This window comes from Paenibacillus soyae, assembly GCF_024623455.1.
GTDB classification, from domain to species: Bacteria; Bacillota; Bacilli; order Paenibacillales; family Paenibacillaceae; genus Pristimantibacillus; species Pristimantibacillus soyae.
This window is the reverse complement of sequence record NZ_JANIPJ010000002.1, coordinates 348,981-373,036: the sequence shown is the minus strand read 5'-3', so window position 1 is coordinate 373,036 and position 24,056 is coordinate 348,981. Positions and strand designations below refer to the sequence as shown.

Below are 24,056 nucleotides of genomic sequence, written 5' to 3'. Positions count from 1 at the left end.
GCGGAAAGCGAGGATTGCAACGTGCTGCTGAATCAAATTAACGGACCTCTCGACTTAAAAGGGTTGACGGTAGCCCAACTGGAGCAGCTAGCCGAGGAGATTAGGCAATTCCTAATCGAGAAGCTGTCCGTAACGGGCGGTCATCTGGCGCCGAATCTCGGCGTCGTTGAATTGACCTTGGCCATGCATTATTTATTCAATAGTCCCGATGACAAGTTTATATTCGACGTCGGCCATCAATCTTATGTGCACAAGATTTTAACGGGCCGCAAGGATCAATTCGACACGCTGCGCAAATATAAAGGCTTATGCGGCTTCGTCAAACGCTCGGAGAGCGAGCATGACGTATGGGAAGCGGGGCACAGCTCCACATCCCTGTCGGCGGCCATGGGCATGGCATTGTCCAGAGACTTGAAGGGAGGCAGCAACCGGGTTGTCGCCGTTATTGGCGACGGCGCTTTGACCGGCGGCATGGCTCTCGAAGCGCTCAACCATATCGGCCACGAGAAACGGAACATGATGGTCATCCTGAACGATAACGAGATGTCCATCGCTCCGAACGTCGGCGCCTTGCATCATTACCTGGGAAAGATTAGGACGGACCGGCACTATCAGAAGGCGAAGGACGAACTTCAGCATCTGCTGAACAAAATACCGGCGATAGGCGGCAAGCTTGCGAAGACAGCCGAGCGATTCAAGGACAGCTTGAAGTATTTGCTCGTCAGCGGCATTTTGTTCGAGCAGTTCGGACTTACGTATCTAGGACCTGTAGACGGGCACGACATGGAAGGCCTGCTGGAAATTCTAAAGCAAGCGGACTCCGTTCCCGGACCGGTCCTCGTCCATGTGCTTACGATCAAAGGAAAAGGCTATCAGCCCGCGGAAGCCGATTCGCATAAGTGGCACGGCGCTTCTCCATATAAGATCGAATCCGGCCAAATGGTCAAGGCCGTCGGACCTCCCATGTACACTAAAATTTTCGGCGATATGCTGATTGAGCTTGCGGAGAAGGACGAACGTATCGTCGCCATCACTCCGGCAATGCCCGGGGGATCGGGCTTAATGGAGTTCGCAGAAAAATTCCCTAATCGCATGATCGACGTAGGAATCGCGGAGCAGCATGCGGCGACGCTATCCGCCGCTATGGCCATGGAAGGGCTGAAGCCCGTTTACGCGGTTTACTCCACTTTCCTGCAGCGGGCCTACGATCAGGTCGTCCATGACATTTGCAGGCAGAACGCCAACGTTGTATTCGCCATCGACAGGGCCGGCTTCGTCGGACCGGACGGGGAGACGCATCAAGGCGTTTACGATATCGCGTTCCTTCGCCATGTGCCGAATCTCGTGCTCATGATGCCGAAGGACGAAAACGAGCTTAGACGTATGATGAAGACTTCGATTCTCTACGACGAGGGGCCAATCGCCATTCGTTACCCGCGCATTAACGGCGTCGGCGTTGAGCTTGAAGCCGATCCGCAGCCGATTCCGATCGGAACCTGGGAGACGATTCGACCGGGCGACACGTACGCGATTCTAGCGCTTGGACCGATGGTCGAGGTCGCGGAGCAGGCGGCGGAGCAATTGAAGCGGGAAGGCTTGAGCGCGGAAGTCATTAACGCGCGCTTCATTAAGCCCCTTGACGAGGCGATGCTTCTAAGACTCGCCGACGAAGGCAAAAAAATTCTTGTGCTGGAAGAAAGCTCCGAGCTGGGCGGTTTCGGCAGCGCGGTGCTCGAATTTTATTCGCAGCGCAACATCTTCGACGTTCAAGTGAAGATCGTTGGCGTTCCGGATTTGTTCGTGGAGCATGGATCGATCGCGCAGCAGCGCGAGGAAGTGGGCTTAACGGCCGAACGGGCGGCGAACGAGCTTCGCGGCATGCTTCCCCGCATCATGAAACGCGCGACAGGTCAGTCATAGGACGCAAGGAGAATGATGACAACGACTGGAAAAGAACGAATTGACGTTCTGCTTGTGGAACGTGGATATTTTGACAGCAGGGAAAAAGCAAAAAAAGCGTTGATGGCCGGTCTTGTTCTTGTGGATAACGAGCCGATCGACAAGAGCGGGATGAAAGTTCCCCGGCAAGCAGATATCAAAGTGAAAGGAGCCCTCCATCCGTATGTCAGCCGCGGCGGACTAAAGCTGGAGAAGGCGATTCGGACGTTCGGAATCGATATGCAAGGTCAAGTCATGCTGGATATCGGCGCTTCGACGGGCGGTTTCACCGATTGCGCCCTGCAGCACGGGGCGTCCTTCGTCTACGCGATCGACGTCGGCACCAATCAGCTGGATTGGTCTCTCCGGCAGCATGAGCAAGTGAAGGTTATGGAGAAAACGAATTTTCGTTATCTGGAGCCTCATCAATTGGAGGGACCGAAGCCGACCTTTGCGAGCATCGACGTTTCGTTTATTTCTTTGAAGCTTATTTTGCCCGCGCTGTCGGCCCTTCTTACGCCGGGAGCTGGAGTCGTTGCGCTTATTAAACCGCAATTCGAGGCAGGCCGCGAGAAGGTCGGCAAATCCGGGGTCGTGCGCGAGCCCGCCGTTCACCACGAGGTGCTGAACGCCGTGCTGGGATTTGCCGCGGCTACCGGCTACCGGCTCAATGAGGTGACGTTCTCCCCTATTACGGGCGGAGAAGGCAATATCGAGTTTTTGGCTTACTTAACGCTCGCGGGTGAGACCGCCGAGCGCCCGGACGAATCCCGTCTCGCCGCACTGGTTAAGGAAGCGAATGCGGTTTTTAAACCTTAATTTTATACATGCAGCCAGGAAGGATGCCGATCAGTTTCGACTGTTGGCATCTTTTTTCTTTACAGGCCAGCACGTAATTTGTTACACTGGAAGCAAACAGACGTTCGCTTCTATGTCGATTGAGAATCCACGGGATGGAGGAGACATGGCATGGACAAGTATGGCGACTGGTTGATTATGGGAATCGTCGGAGTGTTGCTGGCGATTTGGCTGTATGGGGCATTCTATCGATGGCTGCATGCGCCGGCGAACATGAACCGGGTCAAGCTCGGGAAGGGCGGCAAGATCGCGGACGGCGACGCCAACGTCGCATTGCTGGAGAAGAACGGCTACCGCGTCGTTTCCGGCAAGCATGTCATTCCGATTCCGATCGATGTGGACGAGACTCCGCTCGGCAACGGAACGCGCATGTATATCGATTACATAGCAGAGAGCAGCGACGAGCTAACCTATATCGTGAAGACGGCAAGAGAGAGAATGCCGATGGATTGGACGGCCAGCGGCGTGAGAGACCGATTACTTGTTTATTCGCTGCTGCTTCCCGATTGCGCCGGCGTCTTGTATGTGGACGGACAGGAAGGGCGAATACGGAAAATTACATTTCACATAGCCGATTAAGATGACGGAGGTCACAATATCCAATGAAGAGCATTCGGCAATTTAAGATAAGGGAAATCATAACGAACGGCGAGATCGAGACGCAAGAGGAGCTTGTGGAAGCTCTTCGGGGCTCCGGGATGCAGGTAACGCAGGCAACCGTGTCGAGGGATATTAAGGAGCTGATGCTGATAAAGGTTCCTGTAGCCGACGGACGGTATATCTATTCGATGCCGATCGAGCAGAGACAGAACCCTGTTCACAAGCTGAAGCGGGCGATGCTGGATCATTTCGCTCATATCGACTTTACCGACAATCTGGTCGTACTGAAGTGTTTGCCCGGCACCGCGAACGCGATTGGTGCGCTCATCGATAATATGGAATGGTCGGAAGTGATGGGCACGATTTGCGGTGACGATACCATATTGATTATTTGCAGGACCAAGGAGCAGAGCGCACAGATCGTCGAACGGCTTCTGGGCGTAATGAATTAACGAATAATTGAGGAGGACATGCCATGCTGCGCGAGTTATCGATCAAAAATTTAGCCGTAATTGAAGAAGTTCACGTGACGTTTCATCATGGATTCCATGTGTTGACGGGCGAGACCGGCGCGGGGAAATCCATTCTTATCGACGCGTTAAGTTTAATAGTGGGAGGACGCGGCTCCGCAGACATGGTGCGTTACGGATGCGACAAAGCGGAAATGGAAGCGATGTTCGATCTGCCGGGTCAACATCCCGTATGGGGCCAGCTTAACCGTATCGGCGTTCAGTACGATGCGGACGAGATGCTGGTTATCCGGAGAGAGCTGTCTTCCACGGGGAAGAGCAGCAGCCGGGTAAACGGTCAGCTAGTCACCATTACCATGCTGCGTGAGATTGGCGAATATCTTGTGAATATTCACGGGCAGCATGAGCATCAGTCCTTACTCAAGACAGATCAGCATTTGGAGTGGCTCGATCTATTCGGAGGCGATTTGCTCCTCGAGAGAAAGGCCCAATACAAATCCGTATATGACGAGCTCGTTCGAGTGCGTCAGGCGATGCGCAACGTGGAGGATACGACGAGGCAAAACGTTCAGATGCTGGACTTGTACAAATTCCAGATCGAAGAAATATCCAGCGCCAAGCTAAAGCCTGCGGAAGACGAGGAGCTGCAGGAGCAGAAAAGAAAGCTCCTGTATGCGGGGAAACGAATGGACGCGGCGTCAGAGGCCTACAACCTTCTTTACGGCGGCAAAGGATTGGACGCGTTCAGCCGGGCTATCACGAAGCTAAGCGACATTCAAAGCTATGATCCAGGCGTCCTTAATCCGCTCATTGAGCAGCTGCAATCGGCCTTCTATCAAGCGGAGGATGCCGTATTCCAGCTGAGGGATTACCGAGACGGCATTGAATCGGATCCGGAGACGCTTGCTTACGTCGAGGACCGATTGGATTTAATTAACGGACTAAAAAGGAAATACGGAGAAACCATACCTGATATACTCGCCTATCTGGAGCAAATTATGGTCGAGCGCGACAAGATCGAAAACAGAGACGAGATGCTGGACGAGCTCAGGCAGCAGGAGGAAAGATTGTACGCGCAAGCCTCGCAACTGGCTCAGGATTTGTCCAAGCTGCGCCGTCATGCGGCGGAACGTCTGTCGAACTCGGTAGAGAGCGAGCTGCGCCATCTGCAGATGCCTTCCGCTAAGTTTGAAGCCCGGTTGGAGCCCATATCTGAAGGAGAGAATTCATCTACTCGCGTGAAGCTGGTGTCTACCGGCATGGATGAAGCCGTATTTATGCTCTCCACGAACCCGGGGGAGCCGCTCAAACCATTGAATAAGGTCGCTTCAGGAGGCGAGATGTCGCGTATAATGCTGGCACTTAAGAGCATCTTCGCCGAAATCGATCAAATCCCGACCCTCATATTTGACGAAGTGGATACGGGCGTAAGCGGAAGAGCGGCCCAAGCGATTGCGGAGAAATTGTCCAGCCTCGCGGCGAAATGTCAGGTGTTCTCCATTACGCATCTGCCTCAGGTAGCTTGCATGTCCGACCATCATTATGAAATTAAGAAGCAGGTAACAAACGGGCGGACATCCACTTCGGTAACCGAGCTCATGCCGGAAGCGCGGATTGATGAGCTTGCCCGCATGCTGGGCGGGGTGGAAGTAACGGAAAAAACAAAACATCACGCACAAGAAATGCTTGATTTGGCCCATGGTTTGAAGGGGGCGTAATGGAAGGTATTCAGGGAATGTTTTTGCGGACATAAAAGATGGGGTGCGGGGTAACTTAAAGGTACGCCAATGGCGAGATAACCTTTATCGTCATGCGATGGAATGACAGGGAGCGTGAAATCATTGAACTCCAATCCACGGAAACGATGGTTTGGGTTGATCCTCGTGTTCTTCGTCTGCATTGTCGGTTTCTCCACCCCGTTTCAACAATTCGCCGCATTCCCGAATGAACTACGTTTATTCTCCGGCCAAATGAAACGATTGCAATACGGAGTGCCCGTGCATGCGGAAGTCACGGTCGATCCCCAAATGTTACAAGTGAACGGCACGTCTAAACCTTCTTTGTCCGTCAACTTGAACGAACCGCTGTCACTGCAACCGAATCAAAGCGGACAGACCAACATGAAAGTGAAATTATTTGGTAAAATTCCTTTTCGGACCGTTAAAGTGAATGTAGTGCCGGATCTTAGGGTTATCCCAGGCGGCCAAACAATCGGAGTCAAGGTGAAGTCGGCCGGCATTCTGGTTGTGGGACATCATCAGGTCGTCGATCGCGAGGGAGCCAAAAAGTCGCCGGGCGAAGCTGCAGGGTTGAAGCTTGGCGATCTCATTACCAGTATTAACGGAACTCCCATTAATGAGGTCCACAAAGTAGGAGAGCTCTGCGCGCAATACGGCATTGATAAAAAACCGTTGGAGCTAACCTTCAAACGCGGCGGACAGGTAAACCATACGAAAATAAGCCCAGTATACGATGCGGACGACAGAGCGTGGCGATTAGGCCTCTATATCCGCGACTCGGCTGCAGGCGTTGGAACGCTTACGTTCTATGCGCCAGACCAAGGCGTATATGGAGCATTGGGACATGTAATTACCGATATGGATACCCAAACTCCAATCGAAGTCGGCGATGGGCAAATCCTGCAGTCCAGTGTGACATCCATTAATAAAAGCCAGACGGGAGAGCCAGGAGAGAAAAGAGCTCATTTCGTGAAGGAAGGCAAAATATTAGGTAACATCGAACGCAATACGCCCTTTGGCATCTTCGGCAAGATGAATGAAGCTCCGACGCATAGCTTCAGCGGTAAGTCGCTGCCCGTGTCGTTTGCGGAAGATGTCAAGGAAGGACCAGCCCAAATTTTGACCGTGGTAGGCGGTCAGAAGGTGGAACGATTCAATATCGAAATCGTCCATGTCTCGAAGCAAACCTCTCCAGCGACGAAGGGAATGGTCATCAAGATCACGGATAAACGCCTTCTGAGCAAGACGGGCGGCATTGTGCAAGGCATGTCGGGGAGTCCCATCATTCAAGACGGGAAGCTGGTTGGAGCCGTAACGCATGTATTCGTAAACGACCCATCTTCGGGTTACGGATGCTTTATCGAATGGATGCTGCAGGACGCCGGCGTGCTTCTGAAGTCGTCAACACCTGCACGTCAAGGAGATGCTGCTGCATAATGAATAATTAAACGTCTTCTGCATCGTTTTATTGCGGGGGCGTTTCTTTTTTCTTTTCGACATTCGCGTGTCGAAAGAATGCGAAATTATTCACATCATGTAACAAATTATTTATTATATCGAACTCTAATAAAAAAATAAAGAAAAAAGATTTTCGACAGAAGGAATTCCATATTGAATGTCGAAAATCTAAGAAGACAGCAACTGTACGATTGACATCAATATCATTTAAGGGAGGATACTACTTTGCATAAGATCGAAGTATTATTGGCAGATGACAACAGAGAATTTACTAACCTGTTATCGGAATACATATCCGAACAAAGTGATATGAACGTAAGCGGTGTCGCTTACAATGGAGAAGAAGTCATTCGTCACCTGGAACAATCCAGGAGCGTGCCGGATATACTCATTCTGGATATTATCATGCCGCATTTGGACGGGCTAGGCGTCCTAGAGCGTCTGAAAGAAATGAACCTGTCGCCGATGCCGAAAATTATCATGCTTACGGCGTTCGGACAAGAAAACATTACGCAAAAGGCCGTTCAGCTTGGAGCTTCTTACTACATATTAAAGCCATTCGATATGGATATCCTGGCGAATCGGATTCGTCAGCTCGTCGGTAACGCGACATTCACAACCTCATCGAATTACAGCGCTAGCACAACTACGGTGAAATCGAACGTTGTTCCGCTTGCCAAAGGCAAAAATCTCGATGCCAATATTACAAGCATCATCCATGAGATCGGCGTTCCCGCGCACATTAAAGGCTATCAATATTTGCGTGAAGCGATCACGATGGTTTACAACAACATCGAAATTTTAGGCGCCATCACCAAGACGCTATATCCGGCAATTGCCGAAAAGTTCAAGACAACGCCATCTCGCGTCGAACGGGCTATCCGCCACGCGATTGAAGTCGCCTGGACGCGCGGCAACATCGACAGCATCAGCCATCTGTTCGGCTATACGATCAACATCAGCAAATCCAAGCCGACAAACAGCGAGTTTATTGCCATGGTTGCCGATAAGCTGCGGATCGAGCATAAGGTAAGCTAATACAAGAAATACCACACCGTCATGGGCTTCACCAAGGCTGCTGTGGTATTTTTTTATGCCGAAAAGCGAAGCGCCGGATTCGCTATATATAACTATGTCGACGAATGTTTCATCGGGAATGTGTTATAATAGGTGGACAAAACGTGGCATACTGCGAAGGGCGCGAACATCTTTGAAAATTTTTGATACGATTCAGGATTTGGTCGCGAATTTCGCGATCGTGACAGCCTATTTATTTCTACTAAATCAAGTTATTTTTCGCAATCATACGCTGGATTCTCCGGCAACCACCTCAATGAAAGTTCGTATGGGTCTCGTGGCGGGGCTTCTGGGTATCGTCCTTATGATTTTTACCGTGCGTATGAATGGAACCTTGGTTGATTTTAGGCAGCTCGCCATTATAATCGCGGCGATGTACGGAGGAATTCTGCCGTCGGTTATTGCGGGGACGATCATTTTTCTGATGAGGCTGCTGGCGTTTGGGGCCGTCACCGCTCCAACGATTATTGCAGCCGGCAATACGGTGCTTGTTGCGATTCTGGTCGGCGTAATTTGCATGAGCCGTTTATCCTTCTGGAGGAAATGGATTATTTCGCTGATCATTTGCAATCTGACTACCACTATCGTCTTTTTACTGAATATAGGGCGGGACAGCTTACTTCCCATTCTTACATACGTTACGATGATGACGGCTGGAGGTTTGTTCACGGCGTATTTAAACGAATTTCTGAATAAGGCCAAGGCGCAGTTAAAGAAAATCGAGCGGGAAGCTACCATCGATTATTTGACTGGTCTTAATAACCATCGGACATTCGACGAGATATATAATTCTTATCTTCAAACGGCCTCCGACAAGGACGAATGCTTGTCTATTGCGCTCGTTGATATCGATTTTTTCAAGAAAGTGAATGATAATTACGGTCATGGCAATGGCGATTTGGTGTTAAAGCAGCTGGGGGAAGTGCTGATGAAAACAACAAGATCCTTCGATACGGTTTCAAGGAACGGAGGAGAGGAGTTTTCGGTCATCATGTACGATACGCCGCATAAGCATGCGCTGCAGATTGCGGAACGGCTGCGCCACGCTGTAAGCAAAAATCATTTTCTGTTGAACAATGGCCGTTCGATTCCGTTAACGGTATCGATTGGAGTGGCGACCTACCCGGATACGAATCGGGAGGAGCTGCTCGACCAAGCTGACAGTGCCTTGTACCAAGCCAAAACAAGCGGGCGGAACGTTGTTTGCTCCAATCAAGCGAATTAACGGTACAGATTTGAATCAGTATTCAAATCTGCGGTTGACGTAAACATTGCTTCCATATTTTCGGATCAATCGGGCAGCCTCTTCTTTCATAAACGCTCGGATGTCTTGCAGCTTCTGCTTGTTCGGTCTCAGCGTTTCTTGTTTTTTGCCATCGACTACTACATCAAATACGATATTCATCATTTTCGTCCCTTTCATTCGTGATGTCTTCATTGTAAGGAGACAATGTTTGCGCGCGATGAATAAAGATCGTAGGCTGTGTAAAGATTGCGCCTGAACGTCAACCCCATGTAAAATGAAGAAGCGCCTTCGACGCTAAGCCTGGGGCTTGGGCGGACGAGGGCGCTTCTCTTTGAATCTTGGCGCTACATAGTTGCGTTTGCGGTCCCGGAAGAAGATCCATCCGGCGATAAAGCCGGCTCCGGCGCCGAACATCAGAAGTCCGAGCAAAAACGTGAGCCACTGGAAATCGGGAGTTACCGCTTCATTGCCGAATTCCGAGAAATAGAGGAATAACGAATCCTTGATTTTCAGAAATCCGAAACAGGCAATCACGCCGGGAACAACGAGAAATAAAATGGCGATAAAACGAGAAATCAACAACTTCATGGGACGGGTATCTCCTTGCTGTATTCCATAACGGAAATGCTCTTATCTTTTACTATCATACCTTTTTCTGCGAGAGGTGTCTATTTTGCAAGTTGACGGTGAAATAGCGGACAAAAAGGGTTACAATGGTACTGCGGAGAAGGACGAAGAACGCTATCCCGCTCTTTCTGACGGAATAAGCATGAACGATAATGACAAGCATATATCTTTCTTATACAGGAGGCGACAAAATTGGCAATTACGGTAGATGTTGCCGTGCTTGGCGGAGGGCCGGGCGGATACACCGCGGCGATAAGAGCCGCGCAGGCTGGGAAAAAGGTTGCGATCGTCGAGATGGACAAGCTTGGCGGCACCTGCTTACATAAAGGCTGCATACCGAGCAAGTCGCTTCTAAGGAGCGCGGAAGTGTACCGCACCTTGCTGCATTCTTCGTCGTACGGCATCGATGTGGAGCCCGGAGCCGTCTCGCTCGATTTCGGCAAAGTGCAGCTTCGCAAATCGTCAACCGTTGGGCAGCTGCATCGCGGGCTTCAAGGATTAATGAAAAAACACGGTATTGAAATTATTCATGGCAGAGGCAGAGTAATCGGGCCTTCGATTTTCTCCCCGAAGAGCGGGTCCCTCGCGGTGGAGCTTCCGGACGGAGAGATGGAATCGGTTGTTTCGACGAATCTCATCATTGCTACGGGCTCCAAACCCCGTCTGCTCCCTGGGCTTGAGGCGGATGGAAGGTTCGTATTGACCAGCGACGATGCTCTTACGCTAGATTCGCTCCCTCAGACGATACTAATTGTTGGCGGCGGAGTCATCGGTGTCGAATGGGCTTCGATGCTTCAGGATTTCGGAGTCGACGTCACGCTGGCCGAAGCAGGAGCAAGGCTGCTGCCAGGAGAAGACGCCGAAGTGTCGGCTGCGCTGACGAAGGCGCTTCGCGTCCGCGGCGTCCGCGTTCTGACAAGCGTGCAGCTGGATACGGGCAGTTTTGGAACAGGCCCGGACGGCATCAGCATCAAAGCGACGACGCCGGACGGGGACGTGACGCTGACCGCCGAGAAGCTGCTGGTTTCCGTTGGCCGGACGGCGAATGTCGAAGGCATCGGACTGGAGAACACGGACATCCGGACCAAAGACGGATTCATCGACGTGAACGAATATGGCCAGACGACGGAGCCTCATATTTACGCGATCGGCGATGTCGTGGGAGGCGTCCAGCTTGCGCATGCCGCTTCGCATGAAGGGCTCGTAGCCGTCGACCACCTATGCGGAGGAAAACCTGCTTCGACGCCTCACCATATGATTCCACGCTGCATCTATTCGAGTCCGGAGATCGCCTCGTACGGATGGACCGAAGACGGCGCCAGAACGAGAGGGCATGACGTGAAGGTCGGGAAGATCCCATTCCAAGCCATCGGCAAAGCGTTAGTGCTGGGCGAGTCGGAGGGCTTCGTGAAGGTGATCGCGGATCGCAAAACAAACGATATTCTTGGCGTGCATATGATCGGTCCCCATGTAACGGATCTGATCTCGGAAGCTTCGCTCGCGGGCTGGCTTAACGCGACGCCTTGGGAGGTCGGCCAGGCGGTGCATCCTCATCCGACGCTTGCCGAAGCGATCGGGGAAGCGATGCTGGCGGTAGACGGGAAAGCGATCGCGTTTTAACAACGGTCGGTTTTCTTTTGGCCATGATGAGGTTATAATGAATGTGACATGGTCTTAGTACCAGGTTATAATAGCGGGCATAATAAGGAGGAATACCTTGATGACGGGGACGTCTTCTGCAAGTCAAAAGGTTCGCCACTTGGAATTAGGGCTTAGCGACGAGCAAGCTATCGATATGTACACCATGATGGTCAAAGCAAGAAAGTTCGACGAACGAATGCTGCTGCTGCAGCGCGCAGGCAAAATCAACTTTCACGTGTCCGGCATCGGTCAGGAAGTGGCGCAAGTGGCCGCGGCGTTCGCCCTGGATCGCGAGCAGGACTACTTCCTTCCCTATTATAGGGATTACGGCTTCGTGCTGTCGGTTGGCATGACGTTCAAAGAGCTCCTGCTCTCCGTATTCGCCAAAGCCGAGGACCCGAACAGCGGCGGCCGGCAGATGCCCGGCCACTTCGGCCACAAGAAGCTTCGTATCGTGACGGGCTCCAGCCCGGTTACGACGCAAGTGCCGCATGCGGTCGGCATCGCGCTCGCGGCCAAGATGAAGAAGAAGCCGTTCGTCAGCTTCGTGACGTTCGGCGAAGGCTCGAGCAATCAAGGCGATTTCCACGAGGGCTGCAATTTCGCGGGCGTACATAAATTACCGGTTATCCTCATGTGCGAAAATAATCAATACGCCATTTCCGTACCCGTCCACAAACAGCTGGCAGGGAAAGTCGCCGACCGCGCAATCGGTTATGGCTTCCCAGGCGTGCAAGTAGACGGCAACGACGCTCTGGAGGTATTCCGTATCGTGAAGGAAGCGCGCGATCGGGCGGTAGCGGGAGAAGGGCCAACGCTCATCGAAGCGATGATGTATCGATTGTCCCCACACTCCACGTCCGATAACGACCTTGCTTACCGCACGAAGGAAGAAGTGGACGAGCATCGGGCCAAGGACGGCATACCGCGGTTCAAGCAATATTTGATCGACTGCGGTATTTGGAGCGAGGAGCTAGAAGCGAACCTGCATGCAAGCATCAAGAAGGAGCTGGACGAAGCGACGGAATACGGCGACAAAGCGCCGTTCCCGACTCCGGAGTCGACGATGTGGCATGTATACGAAAACGATGCAGCAGGGCAAGGGGGGAACCGCTAATGCCGGTCATGGATTATATCGACGCCATTCGGCTCGCGATGAAGGAAGAGATGGAGCGGGACGAGGATGTGTTCGTGCTCGGGGAGGACGTCGGCGTCAAAGGCGGCGTCTTCACGACGACCAAAGGCTTGCACGAGCAATTCGGCGAGTACCGGGCGATGGACACGCCGCTTGCGGAGTCCGCGATCGCGGGCGTCGCGATCGGAGCCGCGATGTACGGGATGAAGCCCATTGCCGAGATGCAATATTCGGATTTCATGTTCCCGGCCACGAACCAAATCATAAGCGAAGCCGCCAAGATCCGCTACCGGTCCAATAATGACTGGACTTGCCCGATCGTGATCCGCGCTCCGATCGGCGGGGGCATTTTCGGCGGCCTGTATCACTCGCAGTGTCCGGAATCCGTGTTTTTCGGCACGCCGGGACTGAAGATCGTCGCGCCTTACCGTCCTTACGACGCCAAGGGTCTGCTGAAGGCGGCGGTTCGCGACGCCGATCCGGTCATCTATTTCGAGAACAAAAAATGCTATAAGCTCATAAACGGCGAAGTGCCGGAGGACGATTACATCGTGCCGATTGGCAAAGCGAACGTTCTGCGCGAGGGCGATGACATCACCGTCATCGGCTACAGCATGCCGCTCCGATTCGTCGAGCAAGCGGCGGAGGAGCTCCAGCAGGAGGGGATCAGCGCGCACATTCTAGACTTGCGCACGCTGCAGCCGCTGGATAAGGAAGCGATCCTCGAAGCGGTACGGAAGACGGGCAAGGTACTCATCATACACGAGGATAACAAAACGGGCGGAGTAGGCGCGGAAGTATCCGCGATCATCGCGGAAGAGCTGCTCTACGAGCTTGACGCGCCGATTATGCGTCTATGCGGCCCGGATGTTCCGGCAATGCCGATCAATCCGCCGGGAGAGAAGTTCTTCCTGCTGAACAAAGACAAAGTGAAAGAAGCCATGCGCCAATTAGCTCTGTATTAAATAATAGAACGGAAGCTCTATAGCGAAGGCTTAGACAGACGGGAGTTGATCAATTGAAAACGATAACGGAAATCGTTGTGCCGCAGCTGGCGGAATCGCTAGTGTCCGCAACGATCGATAAATGGCTGAAGCAGCCCGGGGATTGGGTCGACATGTACGAACCCGTCTGCGAGATCCTGACCGACAAGGTGAATGCGGAGCTGCCTTCCACCGTAGCCGGCAGACTTGTCCAAATATTGACGCCGAGCGGCGAAACGGTACCGGTCGGCACGCCGGTTTGTTTAATCGAAACCGAGGCTTCGGAATCGGATGCAGGCGCGCAGTCAAACGCCCAGGCAGTCTCGGCACAGCCTGCCGCCTCGTCGGCGAACACCGCCGACGCAAATGACGAAGCCCCAATGCGCAATCGTTATTCGCCTGCGGTGCAGCAGCTTGCCGCGGAGCATGGCGTACGTCTGGGCGATGTGGAAGGCACGGGACTAGGAGGGCGTATAACGCGCAAGGACATCCTCGCTTACGTAGCATCCGGCGCTCACAAGAGAAGCGCCTCGAACGGCGCGCCTGCCGCTGCCGTCGACCCGAGGGCGCAGGTGCGTTCCTCCGGCATCCATCTGTCCGAGACGCCGCGCATACCGAAAATCGAAATCGAGAGCTCGCTCCCGGGACGGGGAGAGACGTTCATCGACGTGACGCCGATCCGCAATACGATCGCCCGCAATATGCGCCAGAGCGTCAGCGAAATCCCGCATGCGTGGACGATGATCGAGGTGGACGTGACGAATCTGGTCGTGCTGCGCAATAAGCTGAAGGACGAATTCATGAAACGGGAAGGCATTAATCTTACATACCTGGCGTTTCTTCTGAAGGCGGTCGTCAACGCGATCAAGGATTACCCGATCATGAATTCCACTTGGGCCGTCGACAAGATCATCGTGAAGCGGGATATCAATATTTCCCTTGCCGTCGGCACGGAGGATTCGGTGCTCACCCCCGTCATCAAGAACGCCGATCATAAGAACGTCGCGGGCCTTGCCAAAGAAATCGACGAGCTTGCCCGGAAAACGAGAGAAGGCAAGCTGACGCTGTCCGACATGCAGGGGGGCACGTTCACCGTCAACAATACGGGCTCCTTTGGTTCAATTTTGTCTTACCCGATCATCAACTATCCGCAGGCGGCCATCCTGACCTTCGAGTCGATCGTGAAACGCCCCGTCGTTATCAACGATATGATCGCGGTTCGTTCCATGGCGAATTTGTGCTTGTCCTTGGATCATCGCATCCTGGACGGAGTCATTTGCGGACGATTCCTCCAGCGGGTCAAAGACAATCTCGAAAGCTTCACGCTGGACAGCAAATTGTATTAGAGAAGGAGCAACGAGTCATGAAGGATGCCGCAACTGACACAGATAACAGGCTGCTGGCCGCACGGTATGTAGGCATGCTTCCCTACGCGGAAGCATGGGATATGCAGAAAACCTTCGTGAAGGAAATCGATAAGGAGGAGCGTCCGGAGACGCTTCTCCTTCTTCAGCATCCGCCTACCTATACGATGGGGTCCGACCGCCATCCGGAGCATTTGCTTATGGACGAGGAAGCATTGAAAGAGAACGGAATCGCGTTGTTCGAAATTGACAGGGGCGGAGATATTACTTATCACGGTCCGGGACAGCTTGTCGGCTATCCCCTTCTTTATCTGGATGCGGTCGGCCTCGACCTGCATGCCTACTTGCGAAGCCTGGAACAGGTTATTATCGACTGGCTCGCGCAATATGGTATAGAAGCGGGGAGAAAGCCGGAATATACAGGGGTATGGGTCGGGGACGAGAAGATCGCGGCGATCGGGGTCAAATTCAACAAAGCCCGCCATCGCAGAGGGTTCATTACGAGTCACGGCTTCGCGCTGAATATTAAATCCGGCATCGCGTCGGAAGGCTTCGCCGGCATCGTGCCTTGCGGCATTCAGCAATACGGCGTGACCTCCTTCGGCGACTTGACGGGACGCGATTTATCGGTAGAAGCGGCGGCCGAAGAACTCCTCCCTTACTTCGTGAAGCAGTTCGGCTGCAAGCGGGTTGCACCCTTTAACCCATGAAGAGCGAGCCGATGCCGGCAAACACCGTTGTGATCAGCAGCGCGGAAGCGATGACGATCGCGACGATGCGAATTACCTTTTGCTGGCGCATAAAGCGATTCTCCTTTCCAAATCACGATTAGTGATCAACATTGCTATTTCTTATTGTAAACGAAAGAGACGGACGGAGGAAACCTAAGTGGTACAAAAAGAACGACTTATTCAAGAATTTATGGAGCTAGTTCAAATAGACAGCGAGACGAAGCACGAGGGCGAGATCAGCAAAGTGCTGAAGGAGAAGTTTGGGGCGCTGGGCCTGGCGATCAGCGAGGACGACGCGGCTGCCAAAACGGGGCACGGAGCGAATAACTTGTTTGCCATGCTGGAAGCTTCGGGAGAGGCGGAAGGCGTTCCGACACTGCTCTTCACGAGCCACATGGACACGGTAACGCCGGGCAAAGGCATTAAACCGAGGCTCGAAGCGGACGGCTATATTCGCAGCGACGGCACGACGATCTTGGGAGCGGATGACAAAGCGGGGCTTGCGGCTATGTTCGAAGCGATACGCGTGCTGAAGGAGCAAGGCATTCCGCACGGCCGGATCCAATTCGTCATCACGGTCGGCGAGGAATCCGGCTTGCTCGGCTCCAGATCGATGGACGCCTCGAAGCTGGAGGCGGAGTTCGGGTATGCGCTGGACTCGAACGGATCGATTGGCGATATCGCGGTCGCGGCGCCGACCCAAGCCAAAGTGACCATTAAGCTGTTCGGTAAATCCGCGCATGCGGGCGTTAATCCGGAAGACGGAATCAGCGCTATTCAGGTTGCGTCGAAAGCGATCTCCCGCATGCCGCTTGGCCGGATCGATTTCGAAACGACGGCGAACATCGGGAAGTTCGAAGGCGGCGGAGCGACGAACATCGTATGCGAATACGTGAAATTGGATGCCGAAGCGCGTAGTCTGGTGCAAGAGAAGCTGGATAAGCAGCTGGAGGCGATGAAGAGCGCGGTCGAAAGCGCGGCGGACGAATTCGGAGCCCGTTCGGAGTTCGAAAGCGTCGTTATTTATCCCGCATACAAATATGATGACGGCGACCCGGTCGTAGAGCTCGCGAAAAAAGCGATTACGAAAATCGGCGCGACTCCGAAAACGTTCCATTCCGGCGGGGGCAGCGACGCGAACGTATTTAACGGTTTAGGCGTGCCCACCGTCAACCTAGCCGTGGGCTATGAACACATCCACACGACCAAGGAGCAGATTAAAGCGGACGATCTCGTCAAGACGACTGAGCTCGTCGTCGAAATTATTCGGCAGGCTGCCGAACGAGGCTGACGGGACCGAATTCGGACCTTGAACGAGGCGCGCCGCCGAGCTTGACCGTAAGGGGCGGATGCTCGCCGGTAAATCGGGCCAAGGGCAGATGCCCCGACTCGGCCGCGAGCTTCCGCAATTGATGCCGGATCTCCCATGCCTTACCAACGATTCTCAATTGATTCGGCGCTACATATTGCTTCATGCGATCAGCTCCTGTCGGCTATTTATATGAAATAGCTATGATGGGAGAGGACAAGTTATGCCATGCGGCTTTAATTTAAACGATTAGAGGAGGCCATTGTGGTGAACCAACCGGCCAAGCCTGCCATGTGGCGGGAAGAGACGATTCAAAGCGAGCCGATCTTTCAAGGCAAAATCATCTCGCTGCAGGTGGATACGGTATCGCTTGCGGACGGACGCACCGCGACGCGGGAGATCGTCCGCCATCCCGGAGCGGCGGCCGTCATGGCGCTGCTGGACGGCAAGCTGCTCGTGGTGGATCAATTCCGCAAGCCGCTCGAGAAGTTCCAGATTGAAATTCCGGCCGGCAAGCTGGACGGAGATGAAGATCCGATGGTCGCGGCAGCTCGCGAGCTTGAGGAAGAGACGGGTTACCGAGCTAAGGACTTAAAGCTCCTAAGCGCTTTCTTCACATCCCCGGGCTTCGCGGACGAGAAGCTTTATCTTTATTTCGCCAGCGAGCTGGAGCCCGGACGGCAGCAGCTTGACGAAGACGAGGATATCCAGGTCGAGGCCATTACGCTGGAGCAAGCCGAAGCGTATATCGCCGAGGGCCGCATCAGCGACGCCAAAACGATATTGGCCGTCTACGCTTGGAAGCTGTACGCGCTCACCGGCACAATCTAGCAATCTATCGTCATACGAGCCCTCCTGCCCGCATAGAATGGAAGAGACAACCTTAGGCAGGTTGTCCGACACCATTGAACGGGTAGGGGGGCTTTGCGACGTGAGGGTTCATTTTAATCTCTATCTTTTTGTAGCCGTGCTGTTCGTTGTGGGCGCCGTATTCGGCGTGCTTCTACTACAAGCGCTTACGCTCGAGCAGCAGCAGGATTTGGCCGATGAGGTAGGCGGCTACGTTCACTATATGAATATCGGAGTCGACGCAAGCGAAGAGGAAGTGTTTTGGGAACGGTTTTTTTTTCATTTGAAGTGGCTGATCCTGGTCTGGATATTGGGAGTGACGGTCGTCGGCATCCCGGGCATCCTAGCGCTTAACTTTCTCAAAGGCACATTGATCGGCTTTGCGCTCGGCGTGCTCGTCCAGCAGTATGGTTGGAAGGGGATTGTCTTCTCCATCCTGACGTTGGCCCCGCAGAATATTATCGCGATTCCCGCGCTTATCATCGCGAGCGCCGCCGCCATATCGTTCGGCATCTTCCTCGTGAAGAATCGGCTGCTCCAGCAGAACGGCGAGCTTCTGCCGCAGCTCGGCTCGCTTACCTCCACGACCGTTATCATGCTGCTCTTGTTCGCCGGGGCCGCGTTTGTTGAGGCTTATCTTTCTCCTTCGGTTATCAGCTGGGCGGTTCCCTATCTTTCGCCTCCCGATGGCACGATTTGACATCTTGGGGTTTGACTTTCCTTGCGATAAGCGCCTATAATGAAAGGAAACGATTCTAGGCTTAAGGCGCGGACATGCGGCAAGGGGGAGAACATGGAAGCCCGAATTGAGAAGATCAAGCAGCAGCTGCAGTCGCAAGGCTACAAGCTGACCCCGCAGCGTGAAGCAACCGTGCGAGTGTTGCTCGAGAACGAAGACGACCATCTCAGCGCGGAAGACGTGTTCATGCTCGTGAAGGACATAGCGCCCGAGATTGGACTCGCGACCGTTTACCGGACGCTCGAGCTGCTCAGCGAGATGCATGTGGTCGAGAAGCTGAACTTCGGGGACGGCGTTGCGAGATACGACCTGAGAACCGACAGCAATAAGCATCATCACCATCATCTGATTTGCGTGCAGTGCGGCACAATGGACGAGATCAAGGAAGATTGGCTGCTCCCGCTCGAAGAACGGCTGGAGGCGGAATACGGCTTTTTTGTTGTCGATCACAGGCTGGACTTTCAAGGCGTCTGCAGAAGATGCAGAGAGAAGAACGATCAGGCGAATCCTTCATAACGGCTCTGTTCTCCACGCGGTGGAGTGCAGGGCCGTTATGACGTTCTGCGCGTCAGGGTCACCTATCGAATACGCCTGACATACACATAATTTATGCCTGTGCTGGAGATGGTACGCATAAGCGACAATCCACCTAGGAGGCGTAGCAGATGATTATTGGTGTGCCGAAAGAGATCAAGCAGAGCGAATATCGGGTTGCGCTGACGCCCGCCGGAGTGACGATGCTGACGGCGGCCGGGCATCGAGTACTTGTGGAATCAGGCGCGGGCGAGGGCAGCGGCTTCGAAGACGGCGATTACGAGCGGGAAGGCGCGACGATCGTGCCGGACGCGGCGTCCGCGTGGGGCGAAGCGGACATGATCATGAAGGTGAAGGAGCCGCTGGCGGAGGAGTTCGGTTATTTCCGCAAAGGCTTACTTTTGTTCACGTATTTGCATCTGGCCGCAGCTCCCGAGCTTACGAGGGCGCTCGTCGAGAAAGAAGTGACGGCCATCGCTTACGAAACGATCCAGCTCGATAACGGGAGCTTGCCGCTTCTTACTCCGATGAGCGAGGTGGCGGGAAGGATGGCGGTACAAGTCGGCGCGCAGTTTCTCGAAGCGTTTAACGGAGGCCGCGGCGTGCTGCTTGGAGGCGTGCCTGGCGTTCCGCCCGCGGAGGTGGTCGTCATCGGCGGGGGGATCGTGGGCACCAATTCGGCTCGAATGGCGCTTGGACTCGGAGCGAACGTCGTCATCATCGAGAAGAGCGCGGATCGGATGCGATATCTGGACGAGGTGTTCGGCGGCCGTATCCGAACGCTAATGTCGAGTCCGCTTCATATCGCGGAGGCGGTCAGCAAGGCGGATCTTGTCATCGGCGCCGTTCTTATTCCGGGCGCGAAGGCCCCTCATCTCGTCACGGAGGCCATGGTGGAACGAATGAAGAAAGGGGCCGTCATCGTCGATGTCGCCGTCGATCAAGGCGGGTCCATCGCCACGGTCGATCGTCCTACGACGCATAAGGATCCGATCTATATGAAGCACGGCGTCGTTCATTATGCCGTCGCGAATATACCGGGCGCCGTGCCGCGGACATCAACCTTCGCGCTAACGAACGTAACGATACCCTATGCGGTCGAGCTGGCGAGAGACGGGCTTGCCGCCGTCCGGAGAAGCGTTCCTCTTCAGAAGGGGGTTAACACGCACGCCGGCAAGCTGACGAACGAACCGGTAGCGGCGGCGACGGGGCTGCCCTATACGCCGATTCTAGAGGCGCTCGGCAACTGACTGCCTGCTGATCATAATACGGACAGCCTTCTCATATGGTGATAGGGACATACCATACCCTTGACCAAAGCGAGGAGGCTGTTCAATGGTGTTTTCCATCCGCGGCTGGGCCAGCCGATTGTTGTTTTTGGCCGTGTTCGCGATCCTGCTCTTTGTCGCTGCCGGAGGCTACCGCTGGCTTATTGCGGTTGTATCTCCCGTACAGCCATACTCGGAGCCCAAGGGAGAAGCGATGAAAGTCATCGCCGGCGAACCGTCCATGCCGGACAGCGCGATCGGAGCGGAACGACTTCGATGGTTTTACTGGTACGGCGAATAAGCGATCCGGGTGCGCGGTTCGATATAATCGGCGAGCAAGAAGGATATTGCTCGCCGCATGTTGAATCTTGTTCAAGATTACACGAATATGCGGCCGTATCCCCGAAAGGAAGTTGCGTTTGAAAGCTCAATTGGATCAATACATTTCTTATTTGGAGCTGGAGAGACGGCTGTCTCCCAATTCGCTCTCGTCCTACGAACGAGACCTGAATCAATTTAACAGCTACATAGAGGAGCAAGGAATATCGGACTGGGCGGAGGTCAAGCGCACCCATCTGGCGAAATACATCCTAACTCTGAAGGAACAGGGACGAAAGGCTGCGACCATATCCCGGCATATCGTGTCCGTTCGCGCGTTTTTCCACCATTTATCCGTTCGCGGCCTTATCGTTTCCGACCCGACGATCCACATGGAGGCGCCGAAGCAGGAACGGAGGGCGCCAACCGTGCTGACCGTCGCCGACACGAATGCGCTTCTGGATTGCCCGAGGACGGCGAGCGCCGCCGGCAAACGGGACAAGGCTATGCTGGAGCTGCTGTACGCCACGGGCATCCGGGTTTCGGAGCTTGTATCGCTTAACGTCGAGCACTTGCATCTGAACATGGGATATATCGAATGCGTCAGCACAGGATTGAAGGAGAGGGTCGTCCCGTTCGGCAGCCACGCCAAGGCCGCTCTAGCCGAATATTTGGAGGAAGGAAGACCGGGCCTTCTCACGGGCCGCGAGCCGGCGTCGGCCTTGTTCCTCAACCATCTTGGCACGCGAATGACGAGGCAGGGCTTCTGGAAAATGATTAAAAAATACGCGAAGGAAGCCGGCGTGATGGAAGTGATCACGCCTCATACGCTTAGACATTCCGTTGCCTCCCATATGCTGGACAACGGCGCCGACGTGCGCGCCGTGCAGGAGCTGCTCGGTCATTCGGATATCGCGACCACGCTGAGGTATACGCAAGCTGCCAAGAGCAGGCTGAAGGACGCTTACGTCAGCGCCCACCCGAGAGCATAGAAATTATAGCGAGATAGAGAGAGGGATTCACGCATGAAATTTGAACGTATCGCAGTCATCGTTCTCGACAGCGTCGGGATCGGGGAGCTGCCGGACGCCGCTTCGTACGGTGATGTCGGCTCCCACACGCTGGGACATATCGCCGAGAAAGTAACAGGACTCGACCTTCCCCATATGAGAAGATGGGGGCTTGACCGGATCGCTAAAATCGCGGACTGGGAGCCTGGAACGGATGCTGCCGGCGCCTATTACACGAAGATGGCGGAGGTGTCGGTCGGCAAAGATACGATGACCGGCCATTGGGAGCTCATGGGCCTCAAGCTCACCGTGCCGTTCCAGACGTTCCCTGACGGCTTCCCGCCCGAATTGATCCAGGCGTTCGAAGAGAAAACGGGGCGCAAAGTGATCGGCAACAAATCGGCCAGCGGCACCGAAATATTGGACGAGCTTGGCGAAGAGCAGATGAAGACAGGCGCGTGGATCGTCTATACGTCCGCGGACAGCGTCTTCCAGATCGCCGCTCATGAAGAGATTATTCCGCTCGAGGAGCTGTATCGAGGCTGCGAAATCGCGCGGGAATTAACGATGGACGAGAAATATGCGGTCGGGCGCGTCATTGCGAGGCCTTATATCGGGGAGCCTGGATCGTTCAAGCGCACGCCGAACCGGCACGATTACGCGGTCAAGCCGCCGCAGCCAACCGTATTGAACGCGCTTCGGAATGCAGGGTTCGACACGATCGCGATCGGCAAAATCAACGATATTTTCGACGGAGAGGGCATTGGCGAAGCGGCGCCGACCAAAAGCAATGCGGACGGCATCGAGCGTACGATCGAACGCCTGAAGCAGCCGTTCAAAGGGCTGTTGTTCACGAATTTGGTCGATTTCGATTCGTTGTATGGCCACCGGAGAGATCCGGAAGGCTATGCGCGCGCGCTTGAAGAGTTCGACCGCGCCATACCGGAGCTGGAGAAGACGATCGGAGAGAAGGATCTGTTTGTCGTAACGGCCGATCACGGGAACGACCCGACCCATCCGGGGACGGATCATACCCGCGAATACGTGCCTATCCTGCTTTACAGTCCTGCCTTCAAAGCGTGTGAAGCGCTGCCGGTTCGCGGCACATTCTCCGATCTGGGCGCGACGATCGCCGACAATTTCGGAGCGGAAGCGCCTCCGAACGGAGAAAGCTTCCTGGGACTGCTCCATACGGATCGGTAAAACGAAATTCGGAAATGAAGGACAAGCTTCATAATCAAACTTAGGGGGAAGCAGCATGCATACATTAACGGCGGCTCATATTAAGGAAGCCGCGGAATACATACAAGGTAAAATTACGATTCGGCCGGAAATCGGTCTTATTATGGGTTCGGGGCTTGGCGTCCTTGGAGATCATATCGAGAACGCCGTCGTCATCGATTATCATGACATCCCGCATTTCCCGGTTTCGACGGTGGAAGGTCATGCGGGCGAGCTGCTGATCGGCACCTTGTCCGGAAGGCCGGTCGTGCTGATGCGAGGCCGCTTCCATATGTACGAGGGGTACGGCCCCGAGCTGACGGCGTTCCCGGTCCGCGTTATGAAGGCGCTCGGCGTTCATTCCCTGCTCGTGACAAACGCGGCAGGAGGCATTAATCTAAGCTTTGCGTCAGGGAACTTAATGCTCATTTCGGACCATTTGAACTTGACGGGCAAAAACCCGTTGATCGGTCCTAACGATAACGAGCTGGGCGTCAGATTCCCGGATATGTCGGAAGCCTACAGCAAACGACTGCGCGCCATTACGCTCGATGTTGCCGGGCAGCAGGGCATAGACGTTCAGGAGGGGGTATACGCGGGTCTTCTCGGACCTTCGTACGAGACGCCGGCGGAAATCCGCATGCTCCGCACGCTTGGCGCGGATGCTGTCGGAATGTCTACCGTCGCGGAGGTCATTGCGGCCAGGCATTCGGGAATCGAGGTAGTCGGAATTTCCTGTATTAGCAACATGGCGTCCGGCATTCTGGATCAGCCGCTTTCACACGAAGAGGTCATGGAAACGACGGAGCGTGTCAAGTCCCAGTTTCTGGGACTTGTGACGTCATTAATCGCCAGAATGTAACGGTAATTGTAACAGAATTGTAATAATTGACTCGACTCAATCTGACAGTGTTTGTTACGGCAATCGTCGTATAATGTCC

Annotated in this window: 25 protein-coding genes and 1 pseudogene; 22 read left to right on the top strand and 4 right to left on the bottom strand. The window is 54.1% G+C overall.

All coding sequences use genetic code 11. The features are described 5' to 3' along the window. Window positions 1–21 precede the first annotated feature (21 nt). The 8 genes from dxs to NQZ67_RS04295 all read left to right on the top strand — a co-directional run bounded on the left by dxs (window position 22) and on the right by NQZ67_RS04295 (window position 9,365). Complete coding sequence (gene dxs, locus NQZ67_RS04330) at window positions 22–1,920, top strand: 1-deoxy-D-xylulose-5-phosphate synthase (RefSeq protein WP_257443383.1); 1,899 nt, start codon at window positions 22–24, stop codon at window positions 1,918–1,920. 15 nt (window positions 1,921–1,935) lie between these two features. Then, window positions 1,936–2,757, top strand: coding sequence for a TlyA family RNA methyltransferase (locus tag NQZ67_RS04325; protein WP_257443382.1), 822 nt, complete (start codon window positions 1,936–1,938; stop codon window positions 2,755–2,757). A 150-nt stretch (window positions 2,758–2,907) separates the two neighbouring features. After that, window positions 2,908–3,375: a hypothetical protein gene (locus NQZ67_RS04320; protein WP_257443076.1), complete on the top strand. Its 468-nt coding sequence runs from the start codon at window positions 2,908–2,910 to the stop codon at window positions 3,373–3,375. 23 nt (window positions 3,376–3,398) lie between these two features. Continuing rightward, window positions 3,399–3,848, top strand: coding sequence for a transcriptional regulator AhrC/ArgR (gene ahrC, locus NQZ67_RS04315; protein ID WP_257443074.1), 450 nt, complete (start codon window positions 3,399–3,401; stop codon window positions 3,846–3,848). A 23-nt stretch (window positions 3,849–3,871) separates the two neighbouring features. Continuing rightward, on the top strand, window positions 3,872–5,584 hold the full coding sequence (gene recN, locus NQZ67_RS04310) for a DNA repair protein RecN (RefSeq protein WP_257443072.1): 1,713 nt from the start codon (window positions 3,872–3,874) through the stop codon (window positions 5,582–5,584). A gap of 123 nt (window positions 5,585–5,707) precedes the next feature. Further along, window positions 5,708–7,042 carry a SpoIVB peptidase gene (spoIVB, locus tag NQZ67_RS04305; RefSeq protein ID WP_257443070.1) on the top strand — a complete coding sequence of 445 codons (1,335 nt, stop codon included), beginning with the start codon at window positions 5,708–5,710 and terminating at the stop codon, window positions 7,040–7,042. Window positions 7,043–7,288: 246 nt separating this feature from the next. Beyond that, window positions 7,289–8,101 carry a sporulation transcription factor Spo0A gene (gene spo0A, locus NQZ67_RS04300; protein ID WP_257443068.1) on the top strand — a complete coding sequence of 271 codons (813 nt, stop codon included), beginning with the start codon at window positions 7,289–7,291 and terminating at the stop codon, window positions 8,099–8,101. Between the two features lie 172 nt (window positions 8,102–8,273). After that, window positions 8,274–9,365 carry a GGDEF domain-containing protein gene (locus NQZ67_RS04295; RefSeq protein ID WP_257443065.1) on the top strand — a complete coding sequence of 364 codons (1,092 nt, stop codon included), beginning with the start codon at window positions 8,274–8,276 and terminating at the stop codon, window positions 9,363–9,365. A 15-nt stretch (window positions 9,366–9,380) separates the two neighbouring features. Here NQZ67_RS04295 and NQZ67_RS04290 read toward each other — a convergent pair whose 3' ends face one another. After that, on the bottom strand, window positions 9,381–9,563 hold the full coding sequence (locus tag NQZ67_RS04290; protein ID WP_257443063.1) for a mechanosensitive ion channel protein MscL: 183 nt from the start codon (window positions 9,561–9,563) through the stop codon (window positions 9,381–9,383). 117 nt (window positions 9,564–9,680) lie between these two features. Beyond that, a complete protein-coding gene (locus tag NQZ67_RS04285) occupies window positions 9,681–9,974 on the bottom strand; it encodes a DUF2627 domain-containing protein (protein ID WP_257443062.1) in 294 nt (97 codons plus the stop codon). Window positions 9,975–10,205: 231 nt separating this feature from the next. Here NQZ67_RS04285 and lpdA point away from each other — a divergent pair, with 231 nt between their 5' ends. The 5 genes from lpdA to lipB all read left to right on the top strand — a co-directional run bounded on the left by lpdA (window position 10,206) and on the right by lipB (window position 15,846). Beyond that, window positions 10,206–11,633, top strand: a complete 1,428-nt coding sequence (gene lpdA, locus NQZ67_RS04280; RefSeq protein ID WP_257443061.1) for a dihydrolipoyl dehydrogenase — start codon at window positions 10,206–10,208, stop codon at window positions 11,631–11,633. 100 nt (window positions 11,634–11,733) lie between these two features. After that, entirely contained in the window at window positions 11,734–12,771 is a 1,038-nt protein-coding gene (locus tag NQZ67_RS04275) for a thiamine pyrophosphate-dependent dehydrogenase E1 component subunit alpha (protein ID WP_257443059.1), read from the top strand. Continuing rightward, a complete protein-coding gene (locus NQZ67_RS04270) occupies window positions 12,771–13,754 on the top strand; it encodes an alpha-ketoacid dehydrogenase subunit beta (protein WP_257443057.1) in 984 nt (327 codons plus the stop codon). Before NQZ67_RS04275 ends, NQZ67_RS04270 begins: the two co-directional genes overlap by 1 nt. Window positions 13,755–13,807: 53 nt before the next feature. Continuing rightward, window positions 13,808–15,118 carry a dihydrolipoamide acetyltransferase family protein gene (locus tag NQZ67_RS04265; RefSeq protein ID WP_257443056.1) on the top strand — a complete coding sequence of 437 codons (1,311 nt, stop codon included), beginning with the start codon at window positions 13,808–13,810 and terminating at the stop codon, window positions 15,116–15,118. 17 nt (window positions 15,119–15,135) lie between these two features. Next, window positions 15,136–15,846, top strand: coding sequence for a lipoyl(octanoyl) transferase LipB (gene lipB, locus NQZ67_RS04260; protein WP_257443054.1), 711 nt, complete (start codon window positions 15,136–15,138; stop codon window positions 15,844–15,846). On the opposite strand, the gene prli42 is transcribed toward lipB, so the two are convergent. Further along, the gene (gene prli42 / locus NQZ67_RS04255; protein ID WP_257443053.1) at window positions 15,836–15,937 is read right to left on the bottom strand and encodes a stressosome-associated protein Prli42; all 102 of its coding nucleotides are present in this window, start codon (window positions 15,935–15,937) and stop codon (window positions 15,836–15,838) included. The genes lipB and prli42 overlap by 11 nt on opposite strands. Window positions 15,938–16,024: 87 nt before the next feature. Here prli42 and NQZ67_RS04250 point away from each other — a divergent pair, with 87 nt between their 5' ends. After that, a complete protein-coding gene (locus tag NQZ67_RS04250; protein ID WP_257443052.1) occupies window positions 16,025–17,158 on the top strand; it encodes a M20/M25/M40 family metallo-hydrolase in 1,134 nt (377 codons plus the stop codon). Window positions 17,159–17,255: 97 nt separating this feature from the next. Here the strand turns inward: NQZ67_RS04250 and mciZ are convergent. Then, window positions 17,256–17,342 (bottom strand): annotated as a pseudogene (mciZ, locus tag NQZ67_RS04245) (Z-ring formation inhibitor MciZ); the annotation flags it as partial. Between the two features lie 125 nt (window positions 17,343–17,467). On the opposite strand from mciZ, the gene NQZ67_RS04240 reads away from it, so the two are divergent. The 8 genes from NQZ67_RS04240 to NQZ67_RS04205 all read left to right on the top strand — a co-directional run bounded on the left by NQZ67_RS04240 (window position 17,468) and on the right by NQZ67_RS04205 (window position 23,977). Beyond that, the gene (locus NQZ67_RS04240) at window positions 17,468–18,007 is read left to right on the top strand and encodes an NUDIX hydrolase (RefSeq protein WP_257443381.1); all 540 of its coding nucleotides are present in this window, start codon (window positions 17,468–17,470) and stop codon (window positions 18,005–18,007) included. 100 nt (window positions 18,008–18,107) lie between these two features. Further along, the gene (gene spoIIM / locus NQZ67_RS04235) at window positions 18,108–18,725 is read left to right on the top strand and encodes a stage II sporulation protein M (RefSeq protein WP_257443051.1); all 618 of its coding nucleotides are present in this window, start codon (window positions 18,108–18,110) and stop codon (window positions 18,723–18,725) included. A gap of 93 nt (window positions 18,726–18,818) precedes the next feature. Further along, the gene (fur, locus tag NQZ67_RS04230) at window positions 18,819–19,280 is read left to right on the top strand and encodes a ferric iron uptake transcriptional regulator (protein ID WP_257443050.1); all 462 of its coding nucleotides are present in this window, start codon (window positions 18,819–18,821) and stop codon (window positions 19,278–19,280) included. A gap of 149 nt (window positions 19,281–19,429) precedes the next feature. Further along, window positions 19,430–20,548, top strand: a complete 1,119-nt coding sequence (gene ald / locus NQZ67_RS04225) for an alanine dehydrogenase (RefSeq protein ID WP_257443049.1) — start codon at window positions 19,430–19,432, stop codon at window positions 20,546–20,548. 85 nt (window positions 20,549–20,633) lie between these two features. Then, a complete protein-coding gene (locus tag NQZ67_RS04220; RefSeq protein WP_257443048.1) occupies window positions 20,634–20,867 on the top strand; it encodes a DUF4227 family protein in 234 nt (77 codons plus the stop codon). A gap of 118 nt (window positions 20,868–20,985) precedes the next feature. Next, on the top strand, window positions 20,986–21,876 hold the full coding sequence (gene xerD / locus NQZ67_RS04215; RefSeq protein ID WP_257443047.1) for a site-specific tyrosine recombinase XerD: 891 nt from the start codon (window positions 20,986–20,988) through the stop codon (window positions 21,874–21,876). A gap of 33 nt (window positions 21,877–21,909) precedes the next feature. Then, complete coding sequence (gene deoB, locus NQZ67_RS04210; protein WP_257443046.1) at window positions 21,910–23,097, top strand: phosphopentomutase; 1,188 nt, start codon at window positions 21,910–21,912, stop codon at window positions 23,095–23,097. 55 nt (window positions 23,098–23,152) lie between these two features. Continuing rightward, entirely contained in the window at window positions 23,153–23,977 is an 825-nt protein-coding gene (locus tag NQZ67_RS04205) for a purine-nucleoside phosphorylase (RefSeq protein ID WP_257443044.1), read from the top strand. Window positions 23,978–24,056 lie beyond the last annotated feature (79 nt).